This window comes from Halorubellus litoreus, assembly GCF_037081675.1.
In the GTDB taxonomy this organism is placed as follows: Archaea; Halobacteriota; Halobacteria; order Halobacteriales; family Natrialbaceae; genus Halorubellus; species Halorubellus litoreus.
The window spans coordinates 1,002,546-1,016,206 of record NZ_JAZAQL010000001.1; the positions used below are offsets into that span (position 1 = coordinate 1,002,546).

The window sequence follows — 13,661 nt, forward strand, 5'->3', positions numbered from 1 at the left end:
CTCAGTTCACCACCACGTACAGGAACCCGAGTGCGCCCACGCCGATCGCGGCCGCCGCAGCGGGCGACACCGGCAGTTCATTCATCGCATCAGGGACGTTCGGGGTGGTTGCCTGTGCCTGGGACGACGACCCGCCGTTCTCGCTGGTGGTGTCGACGTTCGAGACGCCCTCGCCACTCCCGATGTCATCGACGTCGCTATCGCCGAACGCGAGCCCGTTCGTCGCCTCCTCGACGGCCTGCTCGGTCTCCTGAATCGTCTCCGTCGACGTCGACCCGCCGAAGGTCGTCACCGTCACGTCGTCCTCGGTCTCCGCGCTCCCCGTCGTGTTGCCGGGCGTGGAGCCGCCGCCGACGGACCCGAGCGTCTCGGTCGCCCGGCCGGTGTCCGTGTCGACGCCGAGGTTGAGCGTGGCGTTGGCGCCGACGGCGTGCCGGAGCGCGTCACCCGACGACGCCGGCCCATTCGATTCGTCCTCGTCCTTTTCCTTGAGGCGCGTCCCACCGCCGCCGCTGGTGGGGAACGCGCGTGGAATTGCCATCAGTCGGTCACCTCGACGTAGAGTTCTGCAACCTCCGCGAGCGCCTGCAGCGCCAGCGCCAGCATCACCACGTCCGCCAGCGTCACCTCCATCCCACGGACGGTGACGACGACCTGACGCATGGCTCCCGCGTCGGCGGCGGGCGGCGCGGCCTGCTGGGTGCTCGGCGCCGTCGTCGACGACGTCGACGCCGCGCCCGGGTACGCCGTCACCGAGACAGCGCCCGTCTGCTGGCCGCTACTCAGTCCGCCCTGCATGATTCTAGCTCAGCTCCGCGATGTCGGCCTTCACCGCGTCCTTGAGCCCGGGGATGCGGTTCTCGGTCTGTTCACGCGGGAGCGACAGGAGCGCGTTCGTCGCCTCCGTTCCGCGCGTCGGCTCCTCGAACTTCACGGTGTAGTCGGCCTTCACCTGCATCACGACCTCCCACTTCCGCGGGACGAACGGTTGGAGTTCCGTGCGGTTCAGGTCGAACGAGAGGGGTTCCTCGATCTGGTCGCGAGTGTGCGCGATGGCCGTCGGGATGCTGAACAGGTCCTGGCCGAACGACGCACCCCCGCCGGGTGCGGTCTTCTTGAACTTCACCGTCGCCGGGTCCCGCGGCACGTAGTAGATGTCCAGCGTCGTCCCGGTGTTGGGCGAGGAGTAGTCGAACGAGTCCGCCGCGTAGTCGACGGTGAGCGCACTCCCCGAGACGCGGGTACCGTCGTCGTAGACGACGATGTTGTTCGTCGCCGGCGACTCCAGCAGGTTGTGCGAGAGCTTGAAGGTCTCGCTGTTGTCGGCGGTGTCATCGACGGTCTTGGTCTCGTACGCGGGGACGACGAGCGAGAGTTCGCGGTCCTCGCGGAGCCAGATCGGCCGGGGCGCCTGGAACCGCGCGACGGTGGAGAGTTCGCCAGGCGTGTTCGTGGAGAACTCCCAGGAACTCGTCGGGACGTGGCCCTCGCTCCACGGGAAGTTCCGCGCGAGGCTCCGGCGGGTGAACTGCTGCTGGCCGGTACTCATTCGATGTCGACCTCCTCGACGGCGTCGCTGTCGACGTAGATCTCGCTCTTCGAGTGGTCGATCTGCACGCTCGACTCCACGAGCACGTACGCGGTGTCGATGTCGCGGATCTCCAGGGTCTGGCCAGCCTTCTGCTCGGGCGTGCCCTGAGCTTCGAGTTCGAGCTTCACCGAGTCGACGTTGTCCTTCTTCTGCTGATCGGTGATGCTCTTCTCGTTGAACGAACGGATGTTCGCGAGCGGGACGCTCACGATCTGCCACTGGTTGTCCGTCGGCGACTCATACGCGAGGGCGACCCGCGTGTTGTTCGGGAGCGGGTCACCGTTCGAATCCCGAAGGTCGGCGTAGACGGGGAAACCGACGAGCTTCTGGCCGACCGCGACGGAGTTCCGGAGGATGAGCCCGACGCCGTCGTCGGGCGAGATCTCCAGGACCGGGCTGAAGTTCCCGGTGTCGTTCGTCGCGGTGGTGACGTACTCGCTGGTGTCGCCCTCGGCGGCGAAGAGAGACTGGGTCATCAGGCCCCACCCCCGAGCGACGTGACCGAGTTCTTGAGGCCGAAGCGCTGTGCGAGCGCGTCAACCGTGTAGAGCCCGCTGCCGACGGTCATCATGCGCTCACCGACGACCATCTCGGAGCCGGCGATTCCCGCGACGCCGTACAGTTCGTTCGGCAGGTCCACGCCCATCGTCCCCTCCAGGAGCGACCCGCCGACCGCGGGAACGAGGTAGCCGCCCGCCACGTAGCCGGCATCGACCCAGGTATCGCTTTCAGTCAGTGCATCCATGGCATCGCCGTAGTTGCTCGCCATACGGACACCCATTGAGGCCAAGAGCGCATAATAGCGGTATAGAGCATCTCTACTAGCTGCATAGAACGAAATCGAGACGGTTTAGTTTGAAGCGAATCGATTAATCCAGCATTCTGATGGTAGATTCTACAGGCTATTTACCCTCTCCAAGATTCTATAGTACGAATAGCCCAATCACACCTCTTCATATCAATTGAATCCCATTCTTCTCTTTGAGTTTTAAAAATGTAATGCAGTTCGTGAAGGATCCAGATTATCCAAGAAAGGCCCACGAAAACCGATAGACTGAACGGCATAATTTCCGGAACGGATTTGGCCTTCAGTACTAACACTATAGACAAAAAGAGGAGAAGACCCGCATAGCGGAGCGCGCTGAGCTGCAGTCGAAAGAACAGAATCCGAATTGCGCCAACTAATTCTAAAATAAAGGTAACCATCAACAGGCCTGCTGAGACGGTTAGCGCAATCAGCGTCAGTTCCTCAAAGTGCGTGATGTCTGAACCATCTAAGGTGAACTGGAGGACGACTAAGACAACTGCCAAGATGGAGAGGGCCCGTCCAGCAAATTGATCAACAGCAGATGCAATTTCGTTGCTTGTTGGCGGTTCTGTGAGTGTTGCTGGATTGATTAAAAATATCAGAACAATATCGGCGGTTATCCCGAGTATTATCGAAATTGAGAAAGCTTGAGAAGAAACAACCATGACGCTATCCTCTGTGCTCTACGCAATAATCTCTCTCAATCCCGATCGTCGCTGTGCATCCTTTCTGTTGACAAATGGATTGTAACTCATCTTCTTCTTCTCGGTCAGGGTCAGTCATGATTGATTGTTTCCACAGCTAATTCCTGTGTGCAGGGCAAAAGTCGCGTTCCCTTCCTACCGGAACCTTACAGCCCGAGGCCGCACACAGCTTTTGTTTGTGAATTTCAGGGTCTTCGTCGCCACTTCCGCTCATAACACCCTTTGACTAACTACTTGGATATAAATCACTGCCACTCTGGAGAAAGCCCTCAGCGAAAGCCAACCGGTTCATTTGACCCAAATTTCAAAGACCCTCGACTAACGACTGACCAGAATGGTCCTTGTTAAGATTATAACAGGCCATAACAAGTCCAACCGTCTCTGACTTCGAAGGTTGGTAGCCGAGTTTCTCCGTTAAATCCTCACGTATCCGTCGGAACCGTTCGGCTCGGTCGCTGTGGAGCTTGATTTGTTCTTTAGTCATCGTCGAAGGGGTGACTCACTCGGATGCGGTCGCTGCCGTAGTGGGTGCTCTGCATGGGCCAGTGTTGGGAGTTCTCGCGGCGGAGTGTGGTGTCGTCGCTGTAGATCCATTCGGAGCCGATGGTGTCGCCGTCGTCGTTCGAGAACCGCCGGAGCGTCAGGGGTTCGCCGTCGACGAGCAACTCCTCGGGGAGGGTCCGGCCGTCGACGCGTTCGGCGTCGGCCTTGTGGACTTCCCGGGGGTACTCGACGGCCTGCGCGACCTTGTCCAAATCCGAGTCGCGAAACCCGCCCAGCAGCGTCGCCTGCGCTTGGGTCACGACGTCCTTGTCGAGTTTCGCGAGGCGCTGGGTGACCCACGCGACGATCATCCCCTCCCCGTGCCACGTCGTCGAGAGCGTGTCGTACGCGTCGGGGTACTGCTCGCCCTGCGACGCGAGGCACTCATCGGTTTGGCACGGTCCACTGCCCCGAGTTCATTCCACCTCGACTACGATCGCAGGTTCGTCACCGTCATCGCGTCTTCGAGCACGTCCGTCTGGAAGTCCGCGTCCGCGACCACGAGCTCGTCGCCGGTCGACCGTGCCGTCGCCGCGATGAGCAGGTCCGCCGTCGCCAGTCGACTCCCGTCGGTCACGAGTTCGTCCTGGAGGCGTCCGGCCTCCAGCGCGATCTCCTCGGTCAGGTCGAGCGCGTGGACGCCAGCGAAGTCCTTCCGGACCTCAACCATGTACGTCTCTCCAGCCCCAACGCGACCGTTGATGACCTCGAACACGCAGATGGTCGACGTCAACCACGGCTTCCGGTCCTCGATGTAGTCCTTCACCTCACGGTCGCCCCTGAGGTACTGGATGATGGTGGACGTGTCCAGGAACGTCATGTGTCACCGCGCTCGCGGCCCTCGCGGAGTCGCTCCATCGCCGCTTCGGCCTCGTCGTCGCTCCACGCGCCGAAGGTCATCGCTTCCTCGTCGCTCGCGAGCCGGAGCAGGAACTCGTCCCAGGTCTCGCCCTCGCGCTTGAGTTCTCCCAGCCGGTCCTTGGTCTCGGAATCCAGCGGGATGGACGTGCGACTCATATGAATTCACTATGAATTCAACCCGTTTCAGTCTTTTCCGAGAGCTCGGGGGGCGATTCGGAGGTCGCTACACGTCGACCGGGAGCCAGTTGGTGGCGTGGTCCTCCGTCACTCCGGTGCGCGGTCGAACGCGAGTTCGATTTGGTTCCCGTCGTCGGTGGAGTCGACCGCTATCTCGCCGTGCGAGCGTTCGACGAGCCAGTAGACGAGCCAGAGGCCGAGGCCGCTTGAGTGGTAGACGTCGGTCATGTCGTGGTGGCCGGTGAGGACGTTCGCTTCGACCTGCGGGATAGCGCTGGCAGTGTCGGTGACGGCGACGGTGACGGTGTCGGTGGTTTCGGTGACGGTGACGTGCACGGTCGGTTCGGGGTGGTCGTTGTGGTGGATGGCGTTCTCGAGGAGTTCGGTGATGGCGGCGTCGAGGCCGTCGATGCAGTGTGCACGAGCGGCGTCGGGGCAGTCCGCGTCGACGGTGCTGTTCGGGTAGCGGTCGTCGATGCGTGCGACGCACTCGTCGACGGTGGCGGCGACGTCGACGCGGTGTCTGGACGCGTCGGCGTCCAAGCGTTCGATGAGCGCGCGCCCCTTCTCGGCGCTTTCGAGGAGCGCTTCGGCGGTGTCGCAGATGACGTCGGTGTGCGGGGTAGCGTCGGGGTACGCGTCCGCGATGCGTTGGGCTTCACCGAGGACGACCGTGAGGTCGTTCCGGAGGTTGTGCCGGAGGAGCGTGTCCATGACGTAGAGTTGGCGTTCGCGACGCCGACGGCTGGTGACGTCGCGCGTGAAGCCCGTGATGCGGACGACGTCGCCGTCCTCGACGATCGGTTCGGCCTGCACCCACACCCACGTGCCGTAGCCGTCCGTCGGGTCGACGCGGTACTCGATGCTCTGGGAGTCGCCGCCGGCGAGTGCGGCCATCGCCTCCTCGACGCGCGGGACGTCCTCGGGGTGGACGGTGTCGAGGAACGACGCCGGGTCCGCACGCAGGTCGTCGACGGTTCCGCCGTAGACGTCCTCGTAGGCGGGGTTGACGAAGAGGAGTTCCGTCCAGTCGGCGCTGAACATCCAGAGGACGTCGCCCGTGGTCGCGGCGAGCTCCTGGAGGCGCGAGGTCGTCTCGCGGCGGTCGCGTTCCGCGGTGACGCGGTCCGTGATGTCGCGCGAACTGACGACGTACCCGTCGAGGTCGTCGTCCGTACAGTTCGACAGTCGGGATTCGAACGTCACCCACGAGCCGTCGTCGTGCCGGAAGCGGTACGTGGCGGTGGCTTCGGCGTACGTGTCCGCCTGGACGACGCGTTCGAACGCGGTCCGGATGGCGTCGACGTCATCGGGGTGGATGTACTCGAACGCGTTCGTGCCGATGACGTCCTCGGGGTCGTACCCGAGCGAGCGCCGGATCGCTTCGTTGGCGTACGTGACGTCGCCGTGCTCGTCGACCACGACGATCTTGTCCTGCGCGTGGTCGAGGAGGACGTCGAACGACCCGGACGGTACCATTGACTAGAGTCGTAGTAGCCCGGAGGTGTATAGATGCGTCGGCAAGTTATTAGATGGCCGATACTTCTTCGGGTGGTTACTCGTCGGCGTCGCGTGCGTTCTCGTCGTATGGGTCGACGTAGAGGTTGACGCCGAGGATGGTTATCTCCTGGTCGCTCGCGGGGTCGTCCGCGGGGAACTCCGGTTGCACGTACTGGTAGGAGCGTTCGCGGACGACGTACGCCTGGTCGTCGACGTCGAGGTCGCCTTCGGCGCGGGCGTCGCCGTCGCTCCGGTCGATGGGGAGCGACCCGAACTCGACGACCTCGCCGACCTCGGGGACGGGAAGCTGGGAGGCGAACCGCGTCTCGAGGAGTTCCTCGGTGTCGTCGTCGCGGAAGTAGTGGTACGTCTGGTTGGGTGCGCGCGGGCCGGCGTTCACGTCGATGCTCGGGTCGCTCATGCCCGTTGGTTCTCCGGACCACAGGATAAGGGTTGGGTGCTGGCGAGCGCGCGACGTCGATAATCCAGGGGTCGCGTCCTCGTGGAGAGGTCAGTTTTGTCAAAGAGTCGTTTCACTCTTCCAACTCCTTAACCCCATGTGCATAGCTATCGTGCAACATGCGCCGACTCGTCATCGCAACGACCCTCCTCGCGCTCGTCGTTCTCGCCGGCTGCATCGGTAGCAGTTCGAGCGACAGCGTCGGGTTCGCTGCCGGAGGCGCACAGGACGCGAACGACTTCCGGCACAACGTCAACGCCGGCTACGTGCCACAACCCGCGAGCCTTCCCGCCGAAGGCCTCTACCACGACTACTACTTCGACACCGGCCAGACCCAGCCCTGCAACGCCACGTTCTGCCCGTCGTACAGTCGTGCCGTCACAAAAGACCCCATCTCGGGCAACCGCGAACAGTTCCTCACGGTCGGCCTGAACTCGGGTATCGACGCGAACGAGTTCGAACGAAAACCCCTGAACCTCGTCGTCGTCGTCGACACCTCCGGGTCGATGGAGTCGCCGTTCGGGTCGTACTACTACGACAACGGCACCCGGAAGACGGTCGAGGACGACTCCTCGAAGATGGCGGCCGCCCGTAGCGCGCTCAGGACGCTCACCACGCACCTCACGGCCGACGACCGGTTCGGCGTCGTCGCGTACGACGACGACGCCCGCCGCGTCGTCGACATGGCACGCGTCGGCGACCGCGACATGGACGCCGTCAACCGGAAGATCGGGTCGCTGCGCGCTGGCGGCAGCACGAACCTCGACGCCGGGATGACGGTCGCCGAGGAGATGCTGCGGCCGTATCGCGACGCCGACCGCACCGAGCGCGAGACCCGCGTCGTGTACCTCACGGACGCGATGCCGAACGTCGGGACGACCGACGGCGGCACGCTTGGCGACCGCCTCGCGGCGAACGCCGACGCGGGCGTGTACTCGACGTTCGTCGGCGTCGGCGTCGACTTCAACGCGCGGTTCGTCGACACCGTGAACGACGTCGAGGGCGCGAACCACTACGTCGTCAAGTCACCGAGCGAGTTCGCCGACCGGATGGACGAGGGGTTCGCGTACATGGTGTCGCCGCTCGTGTTCGACCTCTCGGTGTCGGTGAACGCTTCGGACTATCGCGTCGAGCGCGTGTACGGGTCGCCTGACGCGAACGCGACCACGGGCGACGTCATCTCGGTGAACACGCTATTCCCGTCCCGGACGAGCGACGGCAAGACCGAGGGCGGCGTCGTCCTCGTGGAACTGGAGCGAGTCGGGAACGCCACGCCAACCGACGACGGCCCAGGGAGCCCGGCGGCGGTGACGCTCACAGCGCGCTACGAGACGCGCAACGGCGAGCGCCACGCGACCACGCGCACCGTCGCGTTCGCGGACCGCGAGGCGCCGTACTACGAAAGCACTGGCGTCCGCAAGGCCGTCCTCCTCGCGGAGTACGCCACCCTCATGCAGAACTGGATGGCGTACGAGCGCGCGACGGCCGGTAACGGCACCGTCGACGTGGCCGCGGACGACCCCATCGAGGGACGGACGCTCGGCGAGTGGGAGCAACGCTCGGTCGCTCTCCGAGCGTCGCCACCCTACCGCGACCGCATCCGCGCGTTCCGCGAGCACTTCGCGAACGAAGCGAACGCTCTCGACGACGACGCCCTCAACCGCGAACTCGCCATCATGGACGCCATCCTCGCTGCCGCCGAGAACGCCACCGACACCCAAGCGACCTTCGACGCCAGGCCCCTCAGGACCGCAGTCAACCCAGACACCAGGACCACAGCCAACCCAGACACCAGGACCGCATCCAACCCAGACACCACGAGCATCAGCACCGTACCAAGCTTCGGGCTCGATGTCGAGTCCGTCCAAGCGCGCGCCAGGGAAGCCCCAAGACGTACACCGGCCGGCTGAGAAGTCGGCCGTGACTCGATGCACGTCCGCGCCCTCCTGACGGACTCGCGTGCCGTCTCCCCCGTGGTGAAGTTCGCACTCGGCGTCGGCGTCGCGCTCGCCGTCGTCACCGCGGCCGTCGTCGCGTTCGGCGGCGTCTGGTCCGCGTTCGCGTGCCCGCTGGTCGGCGGCTGCGAGGACCCCACCGCTCCCCCGACCCTGGAGGGCACCGTCGACCCAGGGACTGACGGCTGGGGGACCGGCGACGAGACCGTCACCGTCGTTCACCGTGGCGAGGAGACCCTCGCGGTCGCACGACTCTCCCTCCGCGTCGGCGAGGACACCGTCACCGACGTCGCGTGGCCCGACGGGAACCGCTGGAATCGCGGCGAACGCGCGACCTACGAGGGCTCCGTTCCCGCGGGCGCCGACGTGCACGTCGTCTGGACGAGCGCCGACGGCGAGCAGGCGCAGGTTCTCGCCGCCTGGACCGCAGGGAGCGCTCCCACCGCGACCGACGCCGACGAGCGCACGACGAATCATCACTCGTAACGCTACGAAGTCCTTTCAGCGTCCAGCACGAGGACCCAGACGAACATGCAGCACGAACGCGGCGTCTCGTCGGTCGTCGCGGTCGTCCTCATGGTCGCAGTGACCGTCATCATGGCGGCAGCAGTCGGGTCGTTCGTCCTCGACCTCGCGGGCGTCGAACAACAACCCGCGCCGCAGGTCGCGAACGCCGACGCCGAGCTCCAGGCTGACGTCGCGGGCGGCGGCGACCAGACCGTCCGCATCACGCATCGGGGCGGGGACACCGTCACGGTCTCGGACCTCGCGGTCGTCGTGACGTTCTCGGACTCCTCGAAGCACTCGCGACTCACCGGCGTGCCGACGCCGCGTATCGACGCGACCGACTACGACGGAGACGACGTCTGGGACAGCAGCTACGGCGGCATCGGCGGCGCGCTCGCGAGCAACGAACCAGCGGGCAGCGACGGCGAGTGGTCAAGCGGCGAGGCGCTCGTGTTCCGCATCGCGAACGGCGACGTCTCCCTCGACCCCGGCGACCGCGTCACCGTCACCGTCGTCCACGAACCTAGCGGGAAAGTCCTCCTGGAACGAACGCTCACCGCGTCCACGAACGCGCTCGAACCCAGGGCCGGTGCACTCGACCTCGCCATCCCCTCGGCCGGGAACGTCGCGTTCGCCTCATCCGAGCGCACGCAGCGGTCGTACTCGGTGCAGAGCCAGTCCGCGACCGCGGCCGCGAGCCGGTCGTGGGCCGTCGAGTAGCCTATCCTCGCGGACTGCCCGCCCGCTTGCCCGTAGTACCACCCCGCCTGCGAGTGGTTCATCCCGTCGATGCGGACGACGCTCGCGTTCGCCGGGAGGTTCCCGCGGGTCTCCGCGAACCGCTCGCGGTCGAGCACCGCGTCGCGCGACCCCACGACCGAGAGCGCTGGCATCCCGCGCACGGGGCGGTCGCAGTACGCGCCGACGAGCACGAGGCCGTCGACCCGATCTGGGTTCGCGTTCGCGTACCGGCACGCCATCGCCCCGCCCAGCGAGTGCCCGCCGACGACCCACGTCTCCACGCCGTTCTCGCCCGCGAGGACCGCGTTCGCCTTCCCCTGCGAGAGCACCGCGAGATTCGCTCGCATCTTCGGGACGAACACCGTCACGCCAGTCTCCTCGACGACGCGCGCCGCCGACGACAGGTACGCGTCCGGCGCCACGCGCCCACCCGGATAGAACACCACGCCGACGCCCTCGCCCGCACGCCGGGTCTCCGCGTCCAGTTCCTCCGTCGGCCCCAGGACGAACCCGCCGTACGCACGCTCGACGCTCACGTTCCCGTTCGCACGCACCGACTCCGTGACCTCGACCGGCGCGTGGAACCCGAGCACGCCGAAGTACACCCAGAATCCGGCCGCCGCGAGCACGAGCACGCCGAGCACGCCCGCCGCGACCACACCCAGCCACCGGCGACGCGACCACGACGGCACCCGGTCGCGAACGCCATCGACGAACGACGATAACACGCCTTCGAGGACGCACACCACCCTCCTCAAACCACGTGGTCCCAGTGGAGACCGACCGCGGCGTTCACTTCCACCCACCTTTGCGAACCTTCTTGAGTCGGCACGCGTCTAGAAGCGTGTAATGGCTGCAGGGGACAACTCCGAACTCGTCGACGCGTTCCTCGACTTCTACCGCACCTACTACCGCGACGAAATCGGGAAACTCGCACAGAACTACCCCACCGACCAGCGCTCGCTGTACATCGACTACGACGACCTCTACCGCTTCGACCCCGACCTCGCCGACGACTACGAGAACCAGCCCGAACAACTCCAGAAGTACGCCGAAGAAGCCCTCCGCCTCTACGACCTCCCCGTCGACGTCAAACTCGGGCAAGCGCACGTCCGCATGGACCCCCTCCCGGACTCCACGGACATCCGCGAGATACGCGCCCGCCACGTCAACACGCTCGTCACCGTCCGCGGCACCGTCAACAAAGCCACCGACGTCCGCCCGAAGATGCAGGAAGCCGCGTTCGAATGCCAGCGCTGCGGCACCCTCACGCGCATCCCCCAATCCGGCGGCGACTTCCAGGAACCACACGAATGCGGCGGCTGCGAACGCCAAGGCCCGTTCGGGCTGAACTACGACCAATCCGAGTTCGTCGACTCCCAGAAACTCCGCGTCCAGGAATCACCCGAAGGCCTCCGCGGCGGCGAAACGCCGCAAGCGATCGACGTCCAGATCGAGGACGACATCACCGGGAACGTCACGCCCGGCGACCACGTCGCCGCCACCGGCATCCTCCGCCTCGAACAACAAGGCAGCGAGCAAGACAAGTCCGCGGTGTTCGACGTCTACATGGACGGCGTCAGCGTCGTCATCGACGAAGAAGACTTCGAGGACATGGAGATCACGGACGCCGACAAAGAAGCCATCTACGAACTCTCCAACAACCCCGACATCTACGACAAGATGGTCGCGTCCGTCGCCCCCAGCATCTACGGCTACGACGAGGAGAAACTCTCCATGATCCTCCAACTCTTCTCCGGCGTCACCAAACACCTCCCCGACGGCTCACGTATCCGCGGCGACCTCCACATGCTCCTGATAGGGGATCCGGGTACGGGGAAGTGCGTCTCAGGAGACACCACGGTCACACTGGCCGACGGAAGCGAACGCGAGATACGCGGTCTCGTCGAAGCCAACCTCGACAACCCGAAACCCGTCGACGACGGCGTCTGGGACCACGCCGACTTCGACGTCCCATCGCTCCAACCAGATGGAGGCATCGCAACCGAGTCCGCGACGAAGGTCTGGAAGCGCGACGCACCCGAGGAAATGTATCGGATCCGGACGGCGAGCGGTCGCGAAGTCGACGTCACGCCCTCACACCCGCTTTTCGTCCAGGGTGACGCTGGGTTCGAAGCAGTGCAAGCGGACCAGCTTGCGGAGGGAACCGTCATCGCCGCGACGAGTGAAGCCGTCGCAGATGGCGGTGTCGTCGCCGAAACCGGGACGAGCCAGCCCGACGCCCTCGAACTCACGTGGAGCCGAATCGAGTCCATCGAGACGTACGAACCCGAGGCCGAGTGGGTGTACGACCTCGAGGTCGCGGGGACGCATACGTACGTCTCGAACGGTGTCGTCTCGCACAACTCACAGCTACTTTCGTATATCAAAAACGTAGCACCCCGTTCGGTTTATACATCAGGGAAAGGAAGCAGCTCAGCAGGCCTGACTGCCGCTGCTGTACGCGATGACTTTGGAGATGGACAACAGTGGTCGCTCGAAGCCGGGGCGCTCGTGTTGGCTGACCGTGGGATTGCGGCGGTGGACGAGCTGGACAAGATGGCGCCGGACGACCGGTCGGCGATGCATCAGGCCCTGGAGCAGCAGGAGATCTCGGTGTCGAAGGCGGGTATCAACGCGACGTTGAAGTCTCGGTGTTCGCTGTTGGGTGCGGCGAACCCGAAGTACGGGCGGTTCGACCAGTACGAGCCGATCGGCGAGCAGATAGACCTCGAACCCGCGTTGATATCGCGGTTCGACCTGATATTCACGGTGACGGACCAGCCGGACGAGGAGGAGGACCGGAATCTCGCCCAGCACATCCTGAACACGAACTACGCTGGGGAGCTGTCGACGCAGCGCTCGAAGATGACGAACGTGGACGTGTCGGACGAAGAGATCGATTCGGTGACGGCGGACGTCGACCCGGACATCGACCCGGAGTTGATGCGGAAGTACATCGCGTACGCGAAGCAGAACTGTCATCCGCGGATGACGGAGGCGGCGCGACAGGCGATCGAGGACTTCTACGTGGACTTGCGGTCGAAGGGGCAGGACGAGGATTCGCCGGTGCCGGTGACCGCCAGGCAGTTGGAGGCGATCGTGCGGTTGGCGGAGGCGAGTGCGCGGGTGCGGTTGTCGGATACGGTGGACGAGGCTGATTCGGAGCGCGTGATCGAGATCGTGCGGTCGTGCTTGCAGGACATCGGCGTGGACCCGGAGACTGGGGAGTTCGACGCGGACGTGGTGGAGACGGGGCAGTCGAAGACGCAGCGTGACCGTATCAAGAACCTGAAGGCGCTCATCGCGGACATCGAGGAGGAGTACGACGATGGGGCGCCGGTGGACGTGGTGATGGATCGTGCGGACGAGATCGGGATGGATGCGAGCAAGGCCGAGCACGAGATTGACAAGTTGAAGCAGAAGGGCGAGGTGTACGAGCCCAAGCACGAGCACCTGCGGACGACGTAGATGGACCGGATCAGTGCGTTGCGGAACGTGGAGTCGGCGCTCGCGGCGTTCGAGGACGGGGAGTGTTCGTTCGCGGAGTTGGAGGGGCGCGTGCAGGGCGTGTTGCGGACGTACGTGTCGTCGTTCGAGGGTGATGGCGTGGCGCCGTATCGGGTGGTGGAGGGGCCGGAGGCGGCGGTGGGTGTGGTGGTCGTCGCGGCGGACGCGGTGGAGGCGCGCGAGCGCGTTCGCGAGCTCGTTGACGTCGAGGGCGGGGTGTTGTCGGTCGAGCGCGTGACGTAGGGCGGGGTGTTGTCGGTCGAGCGCGTGACGGAGGACTTTTTTCGCGCTGGTGTGGAGCGAA

The 13,661-nt window shown here is 64.9% G+C and carries 16 protein-coding genes and 1 pseudogene; 5 read left to right on the forward strand and 12 right to left on the reverse strand.

The features are described 5' to 3' along the window. Window position 1 precedes the first annotated feature (1 nt). The 11 genes from VYJ16_RS05080 to VYJ16_RS05130 form a co-directional block, all read right to left on the reverse strand. Window positions 2–541: a hypothetical protein gene (locus VYJ16_RS05080; protein WP_336349219.1), complete on the reverse strand. Its 540-nt coding sequence runs from the start codon at window positions 539–541 to the stop codon at window positions 2–4. Continuing rightward, complete coding sequence (locus VYJ16_RS05085) at window positions 541–798, reverse strand: hypothetical protein (protein WP_336349220.1); 258 nt, start codon at window positions 796–798, stop codon at window positions 541–543. Before VYJ16_RS05085 ends, VYJ16_RS05080 begins: the two co-directional genes overlap by 1 nt. Window positions 799–802: 4 nt before the next feature. Next, on the reverse strand, window positions 803–1,549 hold the full coding sequence (locus VYJ16_RS05090) for a hypothetical protein (RefSeq protein ID WP_336349221.1): 747 nt from the start codon (window positions 1,547–1,549) through the stop codon (window positions 803–805). Then, a complete protein-coding gene (locus tag VYJ16_RS05095; protein ID WP_336349222.1) occupies window positions 1,546–2,067 on the reverse strand; it encodes a hypothetical protein in 522 nt (173 codons plus the stop codon). Before VYJ16_RS05095 ends, VYJ16_RS05090 begins: the two co-directional genes overlap by 4 nt. Continuing rightward, window positions 2,067–2,360: a hypothetical protein gene (locus VYJ16_RS05100; protein WP_336349223.1), complete on the reverse strand. Its 294-nt coding sequence runs from the start codon at window positions 2,358–2,360 to the stop codon at window positions 2,067–2,069. The genes VYJ16_RS05095 and VYJ16_RS05100 overlap by 1 nt, the downstream gene beginning before the upstream one ends. Before the next feature lie 137 nt (window positions 2,361–2,497). Continuing rightward, on the reverse strand, window positions 2,498–3,064 hold the full coding sequence (locus tag VYJ16_RS05105; RefSeq protein WP_336349224.1) for a hypothetical protein: 567 nt from the start codon (window positions 3,062–3,064) through the stop codon (window positions 2,498–2,500). Window positions 3,065–3,579: 515 nt separating this feature from the next. After that, the gene (locus tag VYJ16_RS05110) at window positions 3,580–3,957 is read right to left on the reverse strand and encodes a hypothetical protein (RefSeq protein WP_336349225.1); all 378 of its coding nucleotides are present in this window, start codon (window positions 3,955–3,957) and stop codon (window positions 3,580–3,582) included. Window positions 3,958–4,076: 119 nt separating this feature from the next. Further along, window positions 4,077–4,466: a PIN domain-containing protein gene (locus tag VYJ16_RS05115; protein ID WP_336349226.1), complete on the reverse strand. Its 390-nt coding sequence runs from the start codon at window positions 4,464–4,466 to the stop codon at window positions 4,077–4,079. Further along, window positions 4,463–4,663, reverse strand: coding sequence for a DUF7557 family protein (locus tag VYJ16_RS05120; RefSeq protein WP_336349227.1), 201 nt, complete (start codon window positions 4,661–4,663; stop codon window positions 4,463–4,465). Before VYJ16_RS05120 ends, VYJ16_RS05115 begins: the two co-directional genes overlap by 4 nt. A 108-nt stretch (window positions 4,664–4,771) precedes the next feature. Further along, entirely contained in the window at window positions 4,772–6,163 is a 1,392-nt protein-coding gene (locus tag VYJ16_RS05125) for a PAS domain-containing protein (RefSeq protein ID WP_336349228.1), read from the reverse strand. A gap of 76 nt (window positions 6,164–6,239) precedes the next feature. After that, on the reverse strand, window positions 6,240–6,605 hold the full coding sequence (locus VYJ16_RS05130; RefSeq protein ID WP_336349229.1) for a hypothetical protein: 366 nt from the start codon (window positions 6,603–6,605) through the stop codon (window positions 6,240–6,242). Window positions 6,606–6,763: 158 nt separating this feature from the next. Between VYJ16_RS05130 and VYJ16_RS05135 the strand changes: the two genes are divergently transcribed. The 3 genes and pseudogenes from VYJ16_RS05135 to VYJ16_RS05145 all read left to right on the forward strand — a co-directional run. Next, complete coding sequence (locus VYJ16_RS05135) at window positions 6,764–8,554, forward strand: vWA domain-containing protein (protein ID WP_336349230.1); 1,791 nt, start codon at window positions 6,764–6,766, stop codon at window positions 8,552–8,554. Between the two features lie 18 nt (window positions 8,555–8,572). Continuing rightward, window positions 8,573–9,085, forward strand: a complete 513-nt coding sequence (locus VYJ16_RS05140; RefSeq protein ID WP_336349231.1) for a hypothetical protein — start codon at window positions 8,573–8,575, stop codon at window positions 9,083–9,085. 90 nt (window positions 9,086–9,175) lie between these two features. Continuing rightward, a pseudogene (locus VYJ16_RS05145) lies at window positions 9,176–9,328 on the forward strand (type IV pilin domain-containing protein); the annotation flags it as partial. 149 nt (window positions 9,329–9,477) lie between these two features. On the opposite strand, the gene VYJ16_RS05150 reads toward VYJ16_RS05145, so the two are convergent. Beyond that, window positions 9,478–10,593 (reverse strand): alpha/beta fold hydrolase, encoded by a 1,116-nt coding sequence (locus VYJ16_RS05150; RefSeq protein WP_336349232.1) that lies wholly within the window; start codon window positions 10,591–10,593, stop codon window positions 9,478–9,480. Window positions 10,594–10,696: 103 nt separating this feature from the next. On the opposite strand from VYJ16_RS05150, the gene VYJ16_RS05155 reads away from it, so the two are divergent. Together VYJ16_RS05155 and VYJ16_RS05160 are read left to right on the forward strand one after the other, a co-directional pair. Next, entirely contained in the window at window positions 10,697–13,318 is a 2,622-nt protein-coding gene (locus VYJ16_RS05155) for an ATP-binding protein (RefSeq protein ID WP_336349233.1), read from the forward strand. Beyond that, entirely contained in the window at window positions 13,319–13,600 is a 282-nt protein-coding gene (locus tag VYJ16_RS05160) for a DUF7854 family protein (protein ID WP_336349234.1), read from the forward strand. The last annotated feature ends 61 nt before the right edge of the window (window positions 13,601–13,661 follow it).